Origin of the sequence: Cyanobium gracile PCC 6307 (assembly GCF_000316515.1) — a bacterium.
Classification (GTDB): Bacteria; Cyanobacteriota; Cyanobacteriia; order PCC-6307; family Cyanobiaceae; genus Cyanobium; species Cyanobium gracile.
Window position 1 is genome coordinate 2,670,740 of record NC_019675.1, and the last position, 17,452, is coordinate 2,688,191.

The 17,452-nt window shown below is 70.9% G+C and carries 19 protein-coding genes; 17 read left to right on the forward strand and 2 right to left on the reverse strand.

Annotated features, from left to right (window positions below; translation table 11 throughout):
• The first annotated feature begins 28 nt into the window (after nucleotides 1-28).
• The 3 genes from CYAGR_RS12890 to CYAGR_RS12900 are packed head-to-tail and all read left to right on the forward strand — an operon-like array spanning nucleotide 29 to nucleotide 2,707.
• Nucleotides 29-634 carry a hypothetical protein gene (locus tag CYAGR_RS12890; protein ID WP_216593350.1) on the forward strand — a complete coding sequence of 202 codons (606 nt, stop codon included), beginning with the start codon at nucleotides 29-31 and terminating at the stop codon, nucleotides 632-634.
• A gap of 34 nt (nucleotides 635-668) precedes the next feature.
• On the forward strand, nucleotides 669-1,010 hold the full coding sequence (locus tag CYAGR_RS12895; RefSeq protein ID WP_015110273.1) for a hypothetical protein: 342 nt from the start codon (nucleotides 669-671) through the stop codon (nucleotides 1,008-1,010).
• A complete protein-coding gene (locus CYAGR_RS12900) occupies nucleotides 1,010-2,707 on the forward strand; it encodes an ABC1 kinase family protein (RefSeq protein ID WP_015110274.1) in 1,698 nt (565 codons plus the stop codon). The genes CYAGR_RS12895 and CYAGR_RS12900 overlap by 1 nt, the downstream gene beginning before the upstream one ends.
• A gap of 34 nt (nucleotides 2,708-2,741) precedes the next feature.
• On the opposite strand, the gene eno is transcribed toward CYAGR_RS12900, so the two are convergent.
• Nucleotides 2,742-4,037: a phosphopyruvate hydratase gene (gene eno, locus CYAGR_RS12905; protein ID WP_015110275.1), complete on the reverse strand. Its 1,296-nt coding sequence runs from the start codon at nucleotides 4,035-4,037 to the stop codon at nucleotides 2,742-2,744.
• A gap of 102 nt (nucleotides 4,038-4,139) precedes the next feature.
• Here eno and gloA point away from each other — a divergent pair, with 102 nt between their 5' ends.
• The 9 genes from gloA (at nucleotide 4,140) to rplL (ending at nucleotide 11,745) form a co-directional block, all read left to right on the forward strand.
• On the forward strand, nucleotides 4,140-4,541 hold the full coding sequence (gene gloA / locus CYAGR_RS12910) for a lactoylglutathione lyase (protein ID WP_015110276.1): 402 nt from the start codon (nucleotides 4,140-4,142) through the stop codon (nucleotides 4,539-4,541).
• Nucleotides 4,531-7,428, forward strand: coding sequence for an ATP-dependent Clp protease ATP-binding subunit (locus CYAGR_RS12915; RefSeq protein WP_015110277.1), 2,898 nt, complete (start codon nucleotides 4,531-4,533; stop codon nucleotides 7,426-7,428). The genes gloA and CYAGR_RS12915 overlap by 11 nt, the downstream gene beginning before the upstream one ends.
• Before the next feature lie 10 nt (nucleotides 7,429-7,438).
• Entirely contained in the window at nucleotides 7,439-7,771 is a 333-nt protein-coding gene (secE, locus tag CYAGR_RS12920; protein ID WP_015110278.1) for a preprotein translocase subunit SecE, read from the forward strand.
• Entirely contained in the window at nucleotides 7,771-8,481 is a 711-nt protein-coding gene (nusG, locus tag CYAGR_RS12925) for a transcription termination/antitermination protein NusG (RefSeq protein ID WP_015110279.1), read from the forward strand. Before secE ends, nusG begins: the two co-directional genes overlap by 1 nt.
• Before the next feature lie 159 nt (nucleotides 8,482-8,640).
• Entirely contained in the window at nucleotides 8,641-9,066 is a 426-nt protein-coding gene (gene rplK, locus CYAGR_RS12930; protein WP_015110280.1) for a 50S ribosomal protein L11, read from the forward strand.
• A gap of 76 nt (nucleotides 9,067-9,142) precedes the next feature.
• Nucleotides 9,143-9,850 (forward strand): 50S ribosomal protein L1, encoded by a 708-nt coding sequence (rplA, locus tag CYAGR_RS12935; protein ID WP_015110281.1) that lies wholly within the window; start codon nucleotides 9,143-9,145, stop codon nucleotides 9,848-9,850.
• A 9-nt stretch (nucleotides 9,851-9,859) separates the two neighbouring features.
• Nucleotides 9,860-10,507 (forward strand): GDSL-type esterase/lipase family protein, encoded by a 648-nt coding sequence (locus CYAGR_RS12940; protein ID WP_015110282.1) that lies wholly within the window; start codon nucleotides 9,860-9,862, stop codon nucleotides 10,505-10,507.
• A gap of 261 nt (nucleotides 10,508-10,768) precedes the next feature.
• Nucleotides 10,769-11,296, forward strand: a complete 528-nt coding sequence (rplJ, locus tag CYAGR_RS12945; RefSeq protein WP_015110283.1) for a 50S ribosomal protein L10 — start codon at nucleotides 10,769-10,771, stop codon at nucleotides 11,294-11,296.
• 62 nt (nucleotides 11,297-11,358) lie between these two features.
• Entirely contained in the window at nucleotides 11,359-11,745 is a 387-nt protein-coding gene (rplL, locus tag CYAGR_RS12950) for a 50S ribosomal protein L7/L12 (RefSeq protein ID WP_015110284.1), read from the forward strand.
• A 288-nt stretch (nucleotides 11,746-12,033) separates the two neighbouring features.
• Here the strand turns inward: rplL and CYAGR_RS12955 are convergent, their stop codons facing one another.
• Nucleotides 12,034-12,786, reverse strand: coding sequence for a DUF3747 domain-containing protein (locus tag CYAGR_RS12955; RefSeq protein ID WP_015110285.1), 753 nt, complete (start codon nucleotides 12,784-12,786; stop codon nucleotides 12,034-12,036).
• Between the two features lie 73 nt (nucleotides 12,787-12,859).
• On the opposite strand from CYAGR_RS12955, the gene CYAGR_RS12960 reads away from it, so the two are divergent.
• The 5 genes from CYAGR_RS12960 (at nucleotide 12,860) to CYAGR_RS18540 (ending at nucleotide 17,341) form a co-directional block, all read left to right on the forward strand.
• A complete protein-coding gene (locus tag CYAGR_RS12960; protein WP_015110286.1) occupies nucleotides 12,860-13,669 on the forward strand; it encodes a ribonuclease H family protein in 810 nt (269 codons plus the stop codon).
• 10 nt (nucleotides 13,670-13,679) lie between these two features.
• A complete protein-coding gene (locus tag CYAGR_RS12965; protein WP_015110287.1) occupies nucleotides 13,680-14,867 on the forward strand; it encodes a quinone-dependent dihydroorotate dehydrogenase in 1,188 nt (395 codons plus the stop codon).
• A 57-nt stretch (nucleotides 14,868-14,924) separates the two neighbouring features.
• The gene (locus CYAGR_RS12970) at nucleotides 14,925-15,803 is read left to right on the forward strand and encodes a type IV pilus biogenesis protein PilM (protein WP_043325868.1); all 879 of its coding nucleotides are present in this window, start codon (nucleotides 14,925-14,927) and stop codon (nucleotides 15,801-15,803) included.
• Nucleotides 15,800-16,522, forward strand: coding sequence for a PilN domain-containing protein (locus CYAGR_RS12975; protein WP_015110289.1), 723 nt, complete (start codon nucleotides 15,800-15,802; stop codon nucleotides 16,520-16,522). Before CYAGR_RS12970 ends, CYAGR_RS12975 begins: the two co-directional genes overlap by 4 nt.
• Nucleotides 16,523-16,903: 381 nt before the next feature.
• Nucleotides 16,904-17,341, forward strand: a complete 438-nt coding sequence (locus tag CYAGR_RS18540; protein ID WP_043325874.1) for a hypothetical protein — start codon at nucleotides 16,904-16,906, stop codon at nucleotides 17,339-17,341.
• Nucleotides 17,342-17,452 lie beyond the last annotated feature (111 nt).

The window sequence follows — 17,452 nt, forward strand, 5'->3', positions numbered from 1 at the left end:
ACTGGTGCGCCGGCCCCATCCGGGCAAGATGGCAGCGCATGTGCTGACGTCGATGGTCACGGCCAGGCCCCCTTCCCGTCCCGGCGGTGCCCCTCCACGGGGAGCGCCCCCCGCGGGCAAGCAGCGGGCGGGGGGCCGCCCCGCCTGGGACTGGCGGCTGTGGGCGATCGTGGGGCTCTGCTTCGGGGTTGGCTACGCCGCCAGCCTGCGCCTGCTGAGCCTCGGCGGCCCCGAGGAGGGGGGCGCCAGCCAGCGCTTCGATGTGCAGCCCGCCCCGGGGACGACGCTCGATTCCCTGCGCCAGCGCTTCGGCGGCGACGCCCGCGAGATCCGCGGCGATCTCGACCTGCTTGAGCTGGAGCAGGAGCAGAAGCAGGAGGCGGCCGCGATTGAGGAGCGCCGGCGTCAGATGGAGGAGCGGGACGCCCAGGAACGCCAGCGCCTGCTCGAGGGCGCTGAGACGCCCCCGACCGACCAGCCGGCCGCGCCCGGGGCCGCCGATGCCGGGCTCCCGGCGGTCCCTGTCCTGCCGCCGCCGCGCACGCCACCGGCCCGCGAGCGGGAGGAGGCCGGCCCGGCGCCGATCGCCCCGCCGCCGCTGAGCGCCCCACCGGCCCCCGGAAGCCAGCCCTGATCTGCCACAGTTCGGTGATCCGTCCGGCCAAGTCATGAGCGCGCCGCAGTCCCTCGCCAAGGCGGCCATGAACCGCCTGGCCGCCCGCCTGGGCAGCGGCCTGGCCGATGTGGCCGCCACCCTGGCGGCCCTCGCCCAGGAGGCCCCCGCCAGGGTGCAGCAGGAGCTGAGTCTGTTCTGGGAGGAGGTGTCGATGGAAGCGCAACGAATCGAGAACGACCGCGACGCCGGTGCCGCAGGGTCCCGGGGCGGCGCCGCCGAGGATCCCCAGGAGCGCATCGATGCCCTTCGGGCCAAGGTGGCCGAACTCTCCCGGCGCCTCGACCGGATGCCCGCCGCCCCCGATGGTCCGCCGCGGTCTCCGGGGCAGCCCTGATGGCGGCCCTCTCCACCCCCGGGATCCTGCTGTCCCGCCTCTGGCGTTCGCTGCGCATCTGGCGCCTCGTGCTCCAACTGCTGGCCGGCCTCTGGTGGGATGCCCGGCCCTGGACCTACCCGGGCGGACGCACCCCCGAACGCCAGGCCATCCGCCAGCGCCGTCGGGCCCGCTGGCTCACGGCCCAGTTCCTCGAGCTCGGTTCCGCCTTCATCAAGCTCGGCCAGCTGCTCTCGGCCCGCCCCGACGTTCTCCCCGCCGACGTGGTGGAGGAACTGGCCCATCTGCAGGACCGGGTGCCGGCGTTCCCCTTCCCCGTCGTGGAGTCCCTGCTGGAGCAGGAGCTGGGGGAGCGGCGGGCCGAGATCATCGATCTGGAGGTCATGCCTCTTGGCTCGGCCAGCCTGGCCCAGGTGCACCGGGCCAGCCTGCGCAGCGGCCGCCAGGTGGTGTTCAAGGTGCAGCGGCCGGGGCTGGAGCGCCTGTTCCGCCTCGATCTGGAGGTGCTGCAGCAGGTGGCGGCCGCGGTGCAGCGCCATCCCCGCTGGGGCGCCGGCCGTGACTGGGTGGGCATCGCCAAGGAGTGCCGGCGGGTGCTGCTGCGGGAGCTCGATTTCCGCCTCGAGGCCGAGCACGCCGCCCGGTTCCGCCAGCAGTTCCTCGACGACCCCGGCATCCGCATCCCGGCGGTGGTCTGGGAACTGAGCTCCCGGCGGGTGCTCTGCCTCGACTACGTCCCCGGCATCAAGATCAACGACCGGGAGGCCCTGGTGCGCGCCGGCATCGATCCGGCGGCCATTGCCGAGAAGGGGGCGGCCAGCTACCTGCAGCAGCTGGTCCGCTTCGGCTTCTTCCATGCCGACCCCCACCCCGGCAACCTCGCGGTCGCCAGCGACGGGGCGCTGATCTACTACGACTTCGGCATGATGGGCCAGATCTCCGAGCGGCTGCGCAGCAGGCTCGGGCGGATGGTGCGGGCCGCGGCGGCCCGGGATGCCGCCTCCCTGGTGGATGAGCTGCAGCAGGCCGGGCTGATCGCCGCGGGCATCGACCAGGGGCCGGTGCGGCGGCTGGTGCGGGTGATGCTCACCGAAGCCCTCACGCCACCCTTCAGCGCCAACGTCATCGACAAGCTCTCCGGTGACCTCTACGAACTCGTCTACGGCCAGCCGTTCCGGCTGCCGCCCGAGCTGATCTTCGTGATGCGGGCCCTCTCCACCTTCGAGGGGGTGGGCCGCAGCCTCGATCCGGGCTTTAGCCTGATCGCCATCGCCCGTCCCTACCTGTTGCCCCTCATGACCGCCAGCGGCAACGGCCCCAACGAACTGTTCAGCGAGCTCTCCCGCCAGGCGGCCGAAGTGGGCAGCCGCGCCTTCGGGATCCCCCGGCGGCTGGACGAGAGCCTGGCCCGCATCGAACAGGGGGATCTCCAGGTGCTGATCCGCGCCGGCGAAACCGATCGCCTGCTGCGGCGCCTGGCCCTGGCCCAGCAGAGCGCCGGCCAGTCGTTCCTGCTCGGCGCCCTGGCGGTGGCGGCCTCGGTGCTGGCGGTGAGCGGTCGCCCCGTGCTCACCGCCGTGCCCCTGGTGCTGGCGGTGCCCCTCACCGCCGGCTGGCTGAAGATGCAGGCCCGCCTCCAGCGCGATGGCCGCCTGGATCAGCTGCCCGGTGTGGCGGCCCCGGCCCGGCCGGACTGAGCCGGGCCGGGCGCGGACCCAAGCAAGCTGCGACTCAGCCCTTGCCCCGCGGCCCCCGGTCCTCCACGCCGGCATACACCGCCTGGCTGCCCAGTTCGTCCTCGATGCGCAGCAGCTGGTTGTACTTGGCGACCCGGTCGCTGCGGCTGAGGGAGCCTGTCTTGATCTGGCCGGCCCGGGTGGCCACCGCCAGATCGGCGATGGTCACATCCTCCGTCTCGCCGCTGCGGTGGCTGATCACGCTGGTGTAGCCGGCCCGCGTGGCCATGTCGATGGCCTGCAGGGTTTCGGTCAGCGAGCCGATCTGGTTCACCTTGATCAGGATCGAGTTGGCAATGCCTTGCTCGATCCCCTGCTGCAGCCGGGTGGTGTTGGTCACGAACAGGTCGTCGCCCACCAGCTGCACCGTGCCCCCCAGGCGCTCGGTCAGCAGGCGCCAGCCCTCCCAGTCGTCCTCGGCCAGGCCGTCCTCGATCGAGACGATCGGGAAGCGGCCCGCCAGGGCCGCCAGCTGGTCGACCATCTCGGCGCTGCTGTAGCTGCCGCCGCCGAAGGCGTAACGGCCATCGGCATAGAACTCGGTGCTGGCCACGTCGAGGGCCAGGGAGATCTGGTCGCCGGGCCGGTAGCCGGCCTTCTCGATCGCCTGCATCAGCAGCTCCCCGGCGGCGTCGTTGCCGGCCAGGTCGGGGGCGAAGCCGCCCTCATCGCCCACGGCCGTGGAGAGGCCCTGATCCTTGAGCAGCCCCTTGAGGGTGTGGAACACCTCGGCGCCCATGCGCAGGGCCTCGCGGAAGCTGCCGGCGCCGTGGGGCACCAGCATGAACTCCTGGAAGTCCAGGTTGTTGGAGGCGTGGGCGCCGCCGTTGATGACGTTCATCAGCGGCACCGGCAGCAGGGTGGCCATCGGGCCGCCCAGGTAGCGGTAGAGGGGCAGCCCGAGGGCCTTGGCGGCGGCGTGGGCCGTGGCCAGGCTCACGGCCAGGATCGCGTTGGCGCCGAGGGCGGATTTGTTGTCGCTGCCGTCGAGTTCGTTCATGGCCTCGTCGACGGCGCCCTGGTCAAGGGCGCTCAGGCCGCAGAGGGCCGGGGCGATGCGTTCCTCGATGTTCTCCACCGCCTTGCTGACGCCCTTGCCGAAGTAAGCCTTCTCGCCGTCGCGCAGTTCGTGGGCCTCATGGGCGCCGGTGCTGGCGCCGCTGGGCACGATGGCGCGGCCGCTGGCGCCCCCCTCCAGATACACCTCGGCTTCCACCGTGGGGGTGCCGCGGGAGTCGAGCACTTCGCGGGCAACGATGGAGTCGATGACGAGGTCGAGGGAGTCGTACACAGGGGGTGTGCTGGTGGGCGAATCCTATGGGGGGCCCCACGCCCCTGCCTGTGTTCCCTGCGCCACCCCTCTCGTCAGAATGGCCCCACTGGTGCACCGCCGATGCGACTCCTCCACACCATGCTCCGGGTGGGCGATCTGGAGCGCTCCCTGCGCTTCTACACCGAGGTGCTGGGCATGAAGCTGCTGCGCCGCAAGGACTATCCCGGCGGCGCCTACACCCTGGCCTTTGTGGGCTACGGCGACGAGACGGACACCACCGTGCTCGAGCTCACCCACAACTGGGACACCAGCGCCTACGAGATCGGCACGGGGTTCGGCCATCTGGCCATCGGTGTCGATGACATCTACGCCACCTGCGCGGCGATCGCCGCCAAGGGCGGCCGGGTGGTCCGGGAGCCCGGCCCGAAGCAGCACGGCACCACCGTGCTCGCCTTCGTGGAGGATCCCGACGGCTACAAGGTGGAACTGATCCAGACGTCGTCCCCCTCCGATGCGCACTGATTCCCGCCTGCGTGACGACCGGGGCGCGGGGGGCGCTGCGGCCAGCCTCACCAGCGACCCCGACCGCTTCAGCGACGCCGCCTGGGATCTGCTGATCGCCTCCCAGGACCAGGCCCGCCGCTGGCGACACGGCGCCATGGACGTGGAGCACCTGCTGCTCACCCTGCTGCTGAACCGGCGCTTCGCCAGCTGGGTGGACCCCCTGCCCCTCGACGAGGACCGGCTGCTGGACCGGCTCGAGACCTTCTGCGCCGAGCAGCCGGACGGCGGCGGCGGCACCCTCTACATCGGCGATGCCCTCGAGGATCTGCTGGAGGAGGCCGATCGGCGCCGGGCCGGCTGGGGATCCCGCCTGCTGGATGTGCCCCACCTGCTGCTGGCCCTGCTGGTGGAGCCGCGCATCGGGGCGTCGCTGCTGGCGGAGGAGGGGCTGAGCGAGGACCTGCTGCTGCGCCAGTGGCGCCCCCTGCCGGCTGCGGGCGAGGCCGCTTCCGCCGGGGCCGCCGTGGTGTCGGCCGCCCCCGCCCCGTCGCTGGCGCCGACATCGACCCCGGCCCGGCCGGCCCCGGCCCCGCCACCGCCGGTCCCCTCGCGGGCAGCCGCGGCCCCCGCCCCGCCGCGGCCACCGTCGGCGCAGGAGCCCGCCATGGCCCTGCAGCGGGAGGGGGAGCCTGAACCCGGCGCCCTCGACCGCTACGGCCGCGACCTCACCGCCGCCGCCAGGGCCGGCGAACTCGATCCGGTGGTGGGGCGCGACACCGAGATCCGCCGGCTGATCCAGGTGCTATCCCGGCGCAGCAAGAACAACCCGGTGCTGATCGGTGAGCCCGGCGTCGGCAAGACGGCCGTGGCCGAATCCCTGGCCCAGCGGATCGTGGCCGGCGAGGTGCCCGATGCCCTGCGGGGCCTGCGGCTGGTGGCCCTGGATCTGGGGGCCCTGATCGCCGGGGCCAAGTTCCGCGGCCAGTTCGAGGAGCGCCTGCGCAGCGTGCTGGCCGAGGTCCGCGACAACGACGGGGTGCGCGGCGAGGACGGGGAAGGCGGCCGGGCCGGCGGCGTGGTGCTGTTCATCGACGAACTGCACACGGTGGTGGGCAGCGACCGCTCCGGCGCCGATGCGGCCAGCATCCTCAAGCCGGTGCTGGCCCGCGGCGACCTGCGCTGCATCGGCGCCACCACCCCCGAGGACTACCGGCGCAGCATCGAGAAGGATCCGGCCCTGGAGCGCCGCTTCCAGCAGGTGGTGATCCGCGAACCCGATGGCCCCACCTGCCTTGAGATCCTGCGGGGGCTGAAGGAGCGCTACGAGCTCCACCATGGCGTCACCATCACCGATGGGGCCCTGGTGGCGGCGTCCCGGCTGGCCTCCCGCTACATCAGCGACCGCTGCCTGCCGGATTCGGCCATCGACCTGATCGATGAGGCGGCCGCCAACCTGCGCATGGAGGCCACCTCCAAGCCCCAGGTGGTGGAGGCGGCCGAGGCGGAGCTGCGGCGCGTGGAACTGGCGCTGCTGGCCGCCGAGGCGGCGCCCCTGGAGGAGCGGGTGCAGCTGCAGGAGCAGCGGCGCCTCGCCCACGAGCAGCTCGACCGCCTGCAGCGGCGCTGGGCGGGGGAGAGGGAGCGCCTGGCCGAGCTGCGGGAGCTGCTGCAGCAGGACGAGGACCTGCGCCACGCCATCGCCGAAGCCGAGCGGGACGGGGACCTGGAGGAGGCGGCCCGGCTCCAGTACGACCAGCTGCACGGGGTGCAGCAGCGCCGGGCGGCCCTGGAGGCGGAACTGCAGAGCGATCCGATGCTGCGGGAGCAGGTGGAGGAGGGGGACATCGCCGACGTGGTGGCCCGCTCGACCGGCATCCCCGTGCAGCAGCTGCTGGCCGGCGAACGGCAGAAGCTGCTGGAGCTGGAGCAGCGGCTCGCCGGGCGGGTGATCGGCCAGCCGGAGGCGGTGGCGGCGGTGGCGGCCTCGATCCGCCGTTCCCGGGCGGGCATGCAGGCCCCCACCCGGCCGGTGGGGTCGTTCCTGTTCCTGGGGCCCACGGGCGTCGGCAAGACGGAACTGGCCAAGGCCCTGGCGGCGGCCCTGTTCGATGAGGAGGAGGCGCTGGTGCGGCTGGACATGAGCGAATTCATGGAGCGCAACGCCGTTGCCCGCCTGGTGGGGGCCCCTCCCGGCTACGTGGGGTATGAGGAGGGGGGCCAGCTCACCGAGGCGGTGCGCCGCCGCCCCTATGCGGTGCTGCTGCTCGACGAGGTGGAAAAGGCCCACCCCGATGTGTTCAACCTGCTGCTGCAGGTGCTCGATGACGGCCGCCTCACCGATTCCCAGGGCCGCACGGTCGACTTCCGCCACACGGTGGTGATCATGACCAGCAACCTGGCCAGCCGCGCCATCCTCGAGCGGGCCCGCGCTGTCCCCTCCCCCGGCGACCCGGGGGATCCCGGCCCCGAGGAGGGGGAGCAGGCCCGGGACCGCAGCCTCGATCGGGCGGTGGAGGAGGCCCTCGCGCGCCAGTTCCGGCCGGAGTTCCTCAACCGCATCGACGAGGTGATCCGTTTCCGTCCACTGGCCCGCGCCGATCTCGAGCGGATCGTGCGGCTGCAGCTGGCGGAGCTGGCCCTGCTGCTGCGGGAGCAGCACCTGGAACTGGAGATCGACGAGGCCGTCGTGGTGGCCCTGGCCGAACAGGGCTACGAGCCGGAGTACGGGGCCCGGCCCCTGCGCCGGGTGCTGCGGCGTCGCATCGAGAACCCCCTGGCCACCGAACTGCTCGAGGATCACTTCACGGCGGCCAGGGGGGTGCGGCTGGAGCTCGCCGGCTCCGGCGAGGCGGGCTTCCGCTTTGTCCCTCTGGGGGACGGCGGGGAAGGACGTCCGGTAGGGTGATCGTTTGTCGATGTCTGCCGACACCAGGGCAGCCATCGGAATCCACACCGTGGAACCCATTCCCCCCGTCACCACCACCACGAGCAGTCCCGACGGGCCCCTGGCCCGGGGGAACGGCACGTCCGAACCGGACGAGGCCCCGGACGGCTTCCCCTCCGAGGAGAGGGAGCCCACCGGCTTCGTGGCGGTGACGCTCGCGGAGCTGCGCAAGGTCGTCTGGCCGAGCCGTCAGCAGCTGTTCAGCGAATCGGTGGCGGTGATCCTGATGGTGAGCCTTTCGGCCGCCGCGATCGCCGCGATCGACCGCTTCTATCACTGGGGATCGACCCAGATCTTCCGTTGATGACCCTTCCCCTGTCTGCCGTGCCTGAGATCGAACCGGACGCCCCCGAGGTGCTGGAGCTCCCCGCTGAGGGCACCGCCCCCACTGTGGACGGCACGGACCCCGCCGCCGAGGGCGGTGCCGAAGCCGCCGAAGCCGCCAAGCCCCAGGTGGCCCGCTGGTTCGCCGTCCAGGTGGCCTCCAGCTGCGAGAAGAAGGTCAAGGCCACCCTGGAGCAGCGGGCCGTCACCCTCGGGGTGAGCAACCGGATCCTCGAGATCGAGATCCCCCAGACCCCCGGCGTGAAGCTCAAGAAGGACGGCAGCCGCCAGTCGATCGAGGAGAAGGTGTTCCCCGGCTACGTGCTGGTGCGCATGGTCCTCGATGAGGACACGATGATGGCGGTGCGCAGCACCCCCAACGTCATCAATTTCGTCGGCCAGGAGGAACGCCGCGCCACCGGTAAGGCCCGGGGGCACATCCGGCCCCGGCCCCTCAGCCGCCAGGAGGTGGATCGCATCTTCAAGCGTGCCGCCGAGAAGAAGCCCGTCCTCAAGGTCGACCTCACCGAGGGCGATCAGATCCTCGTCACGGCCGGTCCGTTCAAGGACTTCCAGGGCGAGGTGATCGAGGTCTCCGGCGAACGCAGCAAGCTGAAGGCCCTCCTGTCGATCTTCGGCAGGGAGACCCCGGTGGAGCTCGAGTTCTCCCAGATCAGCAAACAGAGCTGATCGAGCGGCGGCCGCCTCCCTGCGGAGGGCGGCCCTGGGCGGTCCCCCACCGGGCCGCCATCCCGCCGGGCCGGTCACCGCCCCGGCGATCCGCAAGCCTCCCGCGAGGGAGTTCCGTCCCTCACTCCCGCAAGGGAGTTCCGTCCCCCAGCCCAGCCGATGGCCAAGAAAGTCGTAGCTGTGATCAAGCTGGCCCTCCAGGCCGGCAAAGCGAACCCCGCACCACCGGTGGGCCCTGCCCTCGGTCAGCACGGGGTCAACATCATGGCGTTCTGCAAGGAGTACAACGCCCGCACCCAGGAGAAGGCCGGGTATGTGATCCCGGTGGAGATCTCGGTCTTCGAAGACCGCAGCTTCACCTTCATCACCAAGACCCCGCCCGCTTCGGTGCTGATCTCCAAGGCGGCCGGCATCGACAAGGGTGCCGCCACGTCCGCCAAGGGAGCGGTGGGTGCCATCAGCCGCTCCCAGCTCGAGGAGATCGCCAAGACCAAGCTGCCCGACCTCAACTGCACCAGCGTCGAGTCGGCCATGCGCATCATCGAAGGCACCGCCCGCAACATGGGCGTCGCCGTCAAGGACTGACCGCCAGCGGTCGTCGTTCCATTCCGTTCACCTCTCCGGGGGAGACCGATCACGGTCGTCCGCACCCCTTACCGCCATGACAAAAGTCTCCAAACGCTTCACCGCCCTCGCCGCCAAGGTGGAGGACCGCGCCTACGAACCGCTCGAGGCCCTCGAGCTGGTCAAGGACAACGCCACCGCCAAGTTCGACGAAACGATCGAGGCCCATGTGCGCCTGGGCATCGACCCCAAGTACACCGACCAGCAGCTGCGCACCACCGTGGCCCTGCCCCACGGCACCGGCCAGACCATCCGTATCGCCGTGATCGCCCGGGGCGAGAAGGTGGCCGAAGCCAAGGCCGCCGGTGCCGACCTGGCCGGCGACGATGAGCTGGTCGACCAGATCGCCGGTGGCGCCATCGACTTCGATCTGCTGATCGCCACCCCCGACATGATGCCGAAGGTGGCCAAGCTCGGCCGGGTGCTCGGTCCCCGCGGCCTGATGCCGAACCCGAAGGCCGGCACGGTGACCACCGATCTGGGTGGCGCCATCAGCGAGTTCAAGGCCGGCAAGCTGGAGTTCCGGGCCGACCGGGCCGGCATCGTCCACGTGCGTTTCGGCAAGGCCAGCTTCGACACCGCCAAGCTGCTGGAGAACCTCAAGGCCCTGCAGGAAACCATCGACCGCAACAAGCCCAGCGGTGCCAAGGGCCGCTACTGGAGGAGCCTCTACCTCGCCTCCACCATGGGCCCCTCGGTGCAGGTCGACTTCGCCGCTCTGCAGGACATCAAGCAGGAGAGTTGAGCGTCCGCGGTGCCTGCCTCCTCATGGCTGCGGATCGCCGGCTGGGTGGCGCTGCCGCTCACCCTGCTGGCGCTGGGCTGGGGCCTGTTCTCCAGGCACCCGTCCTCTTCGATGGCTGTGGAGCCGACCCAGGCTCCGCGCCGTGAGGCCCCGGTCACCTTCGTCGGTGATTCGCTCACGGCCCAGGGCGACTGGCAGGCGGCCTTCCCCGATCGGGTGGTGTTCAACCAGGGCATCAGCGGTGACACCAGCTTCCAGTTGATGGCCCGCCTGCCCCAGATCCGCCGTACCGGGGCCGGCACCTACCTGGTGATGGTGGGCATCAACGACATCGTCTGGGGCTATGACCCCGGCCGGATCGCCGGCAGGATCCAATGGCTGCGGACCGGCCTCCAGATCGGCACCGGGGCCCGGGTGATCATCCAGTCCACGATTCCCTGCGCCAGCTTCCGCTGCGGTGCCGACGGGGTCCGCCGGGTGGCCGAGCTCAACGCGCTGCTCGCCCGCCAGACGCCCCCCCGGGACTTCGTTGACCTCACCCCGGTGATGGCGGATGGCGATGGCCTCAGGCGCGCCTACACGGTGGATGGTGTCCACCTCAATGCCGCCGGTTATGGCCGCTGGGTGGCACGGCTGCGGGAGCTGGGCCTGCCGTGATGTAAAGTCAACGGGCTGGATTCGTCCAGAAGGGCACGCGCCCCACCCAAGACAGCAGGTCGTCAGGGTCGCCGATTCCGGTCGGTCGTTCCCTGCCGTAAGTCCTGCCGAGGTTCACGCGATTGGTTTTTGCCTGGGCTGGGGGCTCCAACGGAGTCCTTCAGATCGGAGCGGAGCGATGAGCGGCCTCGAAGCCCACCCGCAAGGGGAGGCCGTCCGGACCGCGTTCCCTGCTTGTTCCCCCGATCCGATCCACCTCCTATGGGCCGCACGCTGGAGAACAAGCAACAGATCGTCGAAGAGCTCAAGGGGCTCCTCGGTGAAGCCGAAATGGCGCTGGTCCTTGATTACAAGGGCCTGACCATCAAGGAGATGACTGATCTGCGGACCCGTCTGCAGGCCAGCAACGGTGTGTGCAAGGTGACCAAAAACACCTTGATGCGCCGTGCCATCGATGGTGACAGCGCCTGGTCGGATCTCGATTCCCTGCTCACCGGCACCAACGCCTTCGTCCTGGTCAAGGGCGACGTCGGCGGTGCGGTGAAGGCCCTGCAGTCCTTCCAGAAGGACACCAAGAAGTCGGATGTGAAGGGAGGCCTTTTCGAAGGCAAGCTCCTTTCCCCAGACGACATCAAGGCCATCGGGGATCTGCCCTCCAAGGAGGTGCTCATGGCCCAGATCGCCGGTGCGATCAATGGCCTGGCCACCAAGCTGGCTGTGGGCATCAACGAGGTTCCGTCCGGTCTCGCCAGGGCGCTCAAGCAGCACGCCGAATCCGGCGAAGGCTGAGTTCGCACCCCGCGAACCCCTGGGTTCCACCGATCCTCCCGTTCTGTTGCTGATTCCCCCCCATGTCCGCTACCACCGACCAGATTCTCGAACAACTGAAAACCCTCTCCCTGCTTGAGGCTTCCGAGCTCGTCAAGCAGATCGAAGAGGCCTTCGGCGTGTCCGCCGCCGCTTCCGCCGGCGTTGTCGTGGCCGCCGCCGCCCCCGGCGCTGCCGCTGAGGCGGTCGAGGAGCAGACCGAATTCGACGTCATCCTCGATGGCTTCGATCCGGCCGCCAAGATCAAGGTGCTCAAGGCCGTCCGCGAGGCCACCGGCCTCGGTCTGGGCGAAGCCAAGGCCCTGGTTGAAGCCGCTCCCAAGGCCGTCAAGGAAGGCATCTCCAAGGCCGATGCCGAAGCTCTCAAGAAGAGCATTGAAGAAGTGGGTGGCAAGGTCTCCATCAAGTGACCCGCCGTCGCCGGGCCTGCGGGTCCGGCAACCGCCTCTGTTCTCAGCCGGTCCTTCGGGGCCGGCTTTTTCATGGGCCACGCGATGGCGGCACGATCCAGGCATAAAAAAAGAGCCCCGCCGAAGGCAGGGCTCTGGAGATGGAACGATTCCGGGAGTCTGTCCTCGTTTCGACCCTGGAAGAGCGTCCTTCACTCCTCACCAGATCAGAATAAGCGGGTGGAATGGGGGGTGGCGGCTGGGAGGTCCGGAGATTCAACTGGCCACAGCCCGGAACCGGCCAGTGGCTCAGAGACCTTCGCCGCTGCTGTTGCTGCCGCTGTAGGGGATCACCTGGAGGGCGACGGCCCGGCCGGAGTTGCCCAGCGCCATGGTGTCCTCACCTTCACCTGCGGCCGGTTCGATGGGGGAGAGGGCCGGCGGCTGGGCCCGGCCGGGGCCGAGGGGCCGGCGCCAGGTGGGGGAGCCGCCGGCGTTGGCGATCAGCTGCTCGAGGGGGGTGGCGCTGGCGAAGTAGAGGTGGCTCAGGGCCCGTTCCCCGTAGGTGCGCCGCTTCAGATCCCAGCCCGGCTCGAGCCTGAGGGCCACGAAGCCGTCGCGATCCCGCAGGGGAATGTCGGCCCTGCCCACCACGAGGATGGCCGAGGTGCCGGGGGTGATGGCCTGGAGCTCGAGGCGGGATCCCACCTGCTGCACCCGCAACCGGTAGGCGGTGCCCAGGTCCTGCTCGGCGACCCGCAGGGAATAGCCGTTGCTGTCGAGGTAGCGGTTGCAGATGCCGGTGTAGTCGAACCGGTTGAGGGTCGGATCCACCAGGCCGTCCGGGCGGGCCTGCCAGCAGGCGGGCTGCGGGGTCAGCTGCTCCAGCACCAGGAGCGTCCAGTCGTTGTCGCCCACCGGGCGGGCCAGCACCGCGAAGCGTTCGGCGTCGACGTCGGCGCTCTGGAAAAGGCCGGCGGCCATGGCCAGCCGGGGCTGGACCATCGGCAGGCCGGCTCCGGCCAGGGCCAGACCCGCCAGGGCCAGGTAGGTTCGCTGCATGGGAACACCTCCAGGGCCCGGGCGTTCTCCGGGAGAGAGGGACCCATTCAAGCGATGCTGTCAAGACGACTCCATGGGTGATCGACCGGTGCGGGTAGTGGCTGCCGCCTGTGACGGGGCCTGCAGCGGCAACCCCGGCCCGGGGGGCTGGGGCGCCCTGCTGCGCTTCGAGGACGGCTCCCGTCGGGAGCTGGGGGGGGCGGACGCGGCCACCACCAACAACCGCATGGAGCTGACCGCCGCCCTGGCGGTGCTGGAGGCCCTGCGGGAGCTGCCGCGCCACCCGGATCTGGTGCTTCGCACCGACAGCCGCTATCTGATCGACGGCTTCGAGAAGTGGATGGCCGGCTGGAAGCGCAAGGGATGGCGCACCGCCTCCGGTGGCGCCGTGCTCAACCGTGACCTCTGGGAACGGCTGGATGCCGCCCGGCTGCCCGGTCTGGCCCTGCGCCATGTGCGCGGCCACAGCGGGGATCCGGACAACGACCGCTGTGACACGATCGCGGTCGCCTTTTCCCGCGGCCAGTCCCCGGCCCTGGCGACCGAAGCCCGGCCCGGCCGGTCGCCGGAGCCGGGAGCCCCTGACGCCGCCGATCCGGAGGCCGAGGTCCCCGCGGCGGAGTCCCCGGCGCTCGCCGACCCTCTCGATCCGGCCCCGCCGTCGCTCCAGCAGCTGCTCTCCCGGCTGGAGCTGGCCGACCGGCTGGCGGCGGGCGGCTACAGCCTGAGGGCCGTCGAACTCGCCAGGCTGCTGGAGGTGCCCACGGCCGGTCTCGAAGGGAAGGTGGAGCCCTGGCTCTGGCGCGACTGGCTCGTCAGACCCCTGGGCAACGGGTGCTGGCGCCTGGAGCGCGGCGCGGGAGGATTGGACAGGCCGCAGTGAGGAGAAAGGGATGCCGCAGGAGCCAACGACCAGCGGCGGCCAGGTGGGGACCGGCGCCCTCTATGCCCGGTTCATCGGGCCCCTGCTGCGCCGTGACGACGGCGCCGATGCCGAGCAGCTGAGCCGCCTCACCCTCCTGGCCCTGGGCCAGGCGGCCCTGCGCCGCAACTGGCCCCTGGTGAGCGGCAGCCTGGAGGGCCTCGGGGCCGAGCTGCAGCGGCGGGATCCCCGTCTGGAGCAGACCCTGTTCGGCTGTCGCTTCGCCAATCCGGTGGGGCTGGCCGCGGGCTTCGACAAGAACGGGGTGGCGGCGGCCATCTGGCACCGCTTCGGCTTCGGCTTCGCCGAGCTGGGCACCATCACCTGGCAGCCCCAGCAGGGCAACCCGCGGCCGCGGCTGTTCCGGCTGGCCGAGGAACGGGCGGCCCTCAACCGCATGGGGTTCAACAACGACGGGGCCCGGGGGGTGCGCCGGACCCTGGAACGCCAGGTCCTGCCACCCCCCGGGCAGCGGCCCGCGGTGCTCGGCATCAACCTGGGCAAATCGAAGGCGGTGTCGCTGGAGATGGCCCCGGACGATTACGCGGCCTCCCTTGAGCTTCTGGCCCCCCTGGCCGACTACGCCGTGGTCAACGTCAGCTCGCCCAACACCCCGGGGCTGCGGGACCTGCAGGAGGAGGCCCAGCTCCGGCGTCTGGTGGAGCGGCTGCGGCGCCTGCCCGCCTGTCCGCCCCTGCTGGTCAAGATCGCCCCCGACCTGGAGGACGACGCCATCGACACCATCGCCCGGCTGGCCTACGAGGAGGGGCTGGCCGGTGTGATCGCCGTGAACACCTCGGTCCATCGGCTCGGACTGGATGGCCGCCGGCTGGTGGCCACGGGCCGGACCCTGGCCGAGGAGACCGGTGGGCTGAGCGGTCGCCCCCTGCGCCGGCGGGCGGTCGAGGTGCTGCGGCGGCTGCGGGCGACCGCCGGCCCGGCCCTGCCCCTGATCGGTGTGGGGGGCATCGATTCGGCTGAGGCCGCCTGGGAGCGGATCAGCGCGGGAGCGTCCCTGATCCAGATCTATACGGGTTGGATCTACGAAGGCCCCGTACTTGTGCCGTCGATTCTGGAGGGATTGTCGCGGCAGCTGGACGCCCATGGATGCCGGACGCTTTCGGAAGTTGTAGGTTCGGGGATGCCTTGGCGCCCTTGATTCGGTAACTTTCGCAGGCACCGGATCGGAGCCTTGGTTTTTTCTGGCCTGGCCGGCTTGAAGGATGATCTGGAGGATCGTCTGAGGCCCATCCGCGCTCAGCTCTTCCCGCGCCAGTTGCTGCTGGAGCTTCAGGACGATTCCCTGAAGGGGCAGGTGCTGAGGGGATCGGAGCCGGAGGCCGTGAGTATCGATCTGCCCCTGCCGCCCCTCACCTGCCTGGATGGCCAGCCCCTGGAAAAGGAGCCCCTCGGTGATCTGATCGGCGATCTTCTGGTGCGCGACGGCCTGCTCGATGCCGTCGTCCTGGCCTCCCTTCCCGAGGGGGCGGCGCAATGGCGGGTTCTCGACTGGCCCTTCGAGGCCATCCCCGACGATCCCATCGCGGCCCTGCGCACCATCGACCCGCCCCTGAATCTGGCGGTTCCCCTGGCGGAGTCCACGATCGATCTGCGGCCCCTGCCCGGATCCACTCCCCGGCTGCTGATGGCGGTGGCCCCCAGAACGCTGGTGAACGACTGGATCGATGTCTTCAATCTGGCCGGAGTGCAGCTGGAGCGGCTGGCCCCGGCCCAGTCCTGCCGGCTGGCGGCGGTCACCTCCCTGCTGGAAGCGGCTCCCGAGGATGAACTGACCGTGCTGATCCATCCGCTGCCGGCCGGCGGCCAGCTGCTGCTGCTGCGCGGGACGGAGCCGGTCTTCGACTGGTCGCTGCCCGAGGACGACGCATCCCTTGCCCGGGAGGTGAACCGCTGCCTGACCTTCTACCGTCGCCGGGACCCCTCCATCCGTCGGCTCCGGCTGTTGCTCAGCGCGCCTCTCCCCAGCCAGGACCGCCTGCAGGACGCCCTGGGCGTGCGGGCCGAGATCCTCGCCCCTGAACCCTTCGGGTCCCTGGTGCTGCAGGGGCTGGCGATGGCGGAGTCGGTCCGATGAGCCCACCGATCCTCGATCTGCTTCGGGAGAGGCGCAAGGAACTGGGCCAGGAGAGCATGGTCTCAGCCCTGCTCGATCGACGGCCCCTGCTGCTGCGCGGTGCCCTGATCGGGGCAGCTGTCCTGGTGGGCGCTGTCGTCTCCACCGCCCTGGTGTTCCTCCGCTTCCAGTACGTCCGGATGCAGACCGCCCAGCTGACGCGCTTCGAGGCCGAGTCCACCCAGATGCAGGCGGAGATGGCCGCCAGCCGGGCCAAGCTCGACCAGATCACCGCCACCAACCGCCGCCTCACCGAAGGCCTTACCACTCTGCGCACCTCCTCGGCCCTTCTGGCCGACCTGCAGCTGCGCACCCCCGAAGGCATTCAGATCCAGAGCGCCGCGACCGAAGGCACGAATCTGGTGCTCAAGGGACAGGCCCTCGATCCGCTGGCTTTCGCCCGCATCAATGCCCTGCAGCTGGAGCTCTCTCGCTCCCCCCTGCTGAAAGCCAAGGGGGTCGCTCTGGTCAAGCTGGAGCGGGTGCCGCCCAGCGAGGCGCCGGCCGGGCAGGCCGGGACCGCCACCCTGCCGCCCACCCCCGCCAAGGTCGGCTTCGAGCTGTCGGGGGCGTTCGCCACCCTGCCCCCCGCCCGCCAGCTGAGCGTCATGCGCCAGCTGGGATCGGAGGGCATGGTGCGCCGGCTGCAACTTCTCCAGGCGGAGGGCCTCATCCCATGACCAACCTTCAGCAGGGGTCCAAGCGCCTACCGGTCGCCAGTCTCCGCCTGATCTGGCTGCTGCTGCCGGCGGGGGTGCTCGGCGGGCTCGGGCTGCTCCTGATCCTGGCGGGGCTCGTGCCCCTCTGGGCCGGCCTGCAGCGCGACAGCCAGCGCCTCCAGGAATTGGAGCAGCTGCGGGACCAGGTGACGCTGATGCGGGGCCAGCTGGTGACCACCCAGGAGAACACCGAGGCCGCCATGGCCAGCAAGGCCAAGATCGAGCGGCTGATCACGGGCAACGGCGACCTGTCCACCTTCCTGGCCATGCTCGACCGTGAGGCCGCCGCCTCGGGCGTCGAGCTGACCCTGTTCGAGCCCACCCAGGCACCCGCCGCTGCCGGTGCCGCGGCCCCTGCCCCCGGCGCCCCGCCCGCGGCCCCTGCCACCCCCCCCCGCGGGCCAGGCCCCGCCGGCGGGAGGTGCCCCTGCCCCTGGGGCACCACCGGCCGATCCCCTGGCGCTGCAGGGGCTCACCCTGCGCACCCTGCTGGTGTCGGCCCGCGGCACGTTCCCCTCTCTGCTGGCCTTCCTGCGTCGTCTGGAGGCCCTCAACGTGCTCGTGGTTCAGAGCGATCTCAGTCTCACCATCCCCGAAACGGGGCCCTCCGGCAGCCGGCCGCCGCAGACCATCGCCACCCCTCCGGTGCAGATGAAGCTCACCCTGGGCCTGTACAGCCGCACCCCGGCCCCGGCGGCGACCCCCCCGGCACCGGCGGGAGCACCGGCCCCTGCGCCGGCCCCAGCACCTGCTCCCGCAGCGCCCGCAGCCCCCAACTGAATCCATGCCGATGCAACCGGATCCGTCAACTGGCCGATTCCCACATTCGCCGATACCATGCGACGGATTCGGAGTTCAGCGGAACGTGGCAAAACGTAGGTGGAGTCACGT

What these genes read in the sequence shown, in the direction of transcription:
- CYAGR_RS12890 (WP_216593350.1), top strand. Translation starts at nt 29, where the DNA reads ATGGCAGCGCATGTGCTGACGTCGATGGTCACGGCCAGGCCCCCTTCC.
- CYAGR_RS12895 (WP_015110273.1), top strand. Translation starts at nt 669, where the DNA reads ATGAGCGCGCCGCAGTCCCTCGCCAAGGCGGCCATGAACCGCCTGGCC.
- CYAGR_RS12900 (WP_015110274.1), top strand. Translation starts at nt 1,010, where the DNA reads ATGGCGGCCCTCTCCACCCCCGGGATCCTGCTGTCCCGCCTCTGGCGT.
- gloA (WP_015110276.1), top strand. Translation starts at nt 4,140, where the DNA reads ATGCGACTCCTCCACACCATGCTCCGGGTGGGCGATCTGGAGCGCTCC.
- CYAGR_RS12915 (WP_015110277.1), top strand. Translation starts at nt 4,531, where the DNA reads ATGCGCACTGATTCCCGCCTGCGTGACGACCGGGGCGCGGGGGGCGCT.
- secE (WP_015110278.1), top strand. Translation starts at nt 7,439, where the DNA reads ATGTCTGCCGACACCAGGGCAGCCATCGGAATCCACACCGTGGAACCC.
- nusG (WP_015110279.1), top strand. Translation starts at nt 7,771, where the DNA reads ATGACCCTTCCCCTGTCTGCCGTGCCTGAGATCGAACCGGACGCCCCC.
- rplK (WP_015110280.1), top strand. Translation starts at nt 8,641, where the DNA reads ATGGCCAAGAAAGTCGTAGCTGTGATCAAGCTGGCCCTCCAGGCCGGC.
- rplA (WP_015110281.1), top strand. Translation starts at nt 9,143, where the DNA reads ATGACAAAAGTCTCCAAACGCTTCACCGCCCTCGCCGCCAAGGTGGAG.
- rplJ (WP_015110283.1), top strand. Translation starts at nt 10,769, where the DNA reads ATGGGCCGCACGCTGGAGAACAAGCAACAGATCGTCGAAGAGCTCAAG.
- rplL (WP_015110284.1), top strand. Translation starts at nt 11,359, where the DNA reads ATGTCCGCTACCACCGACCAGATTCTCGAACAACTGAAAACCCTCTCC.
- CYAGR_RS12955 (WP_015110285.1), bottom strand. Translation starts at nt 12,786, where the DNA reads ATGCAGCGAACCTACCTGGCCCTGGCGGGTCTGGCCCTGGCCGGAGCC.
- CYAGR_RS12960 (WP_015110286.1), top strand. Translation starts at nt 12,860, where the DNA reads ATGGGTGATCGACCGGTGCGGGTAGTGGCTGCCGCCTGTGACGGGGCC.
- CYAGR_RS12965 (WP_015110287.1), top strand. Translation starts at nt 13,680, where the DNA reads ATGCCGCAGGAGCCAACGACCAGCGGCGGCCAGGTGGGGACCGGCGCC.
- CYAGR_RS12975 (WP_015110289.1), top strand. Translation starts at nt 15,800, where the DNA reads ATGAGCCCACCGATCCTCGATCTGCTTCGGGAGAGGCGCAAGGAACTG.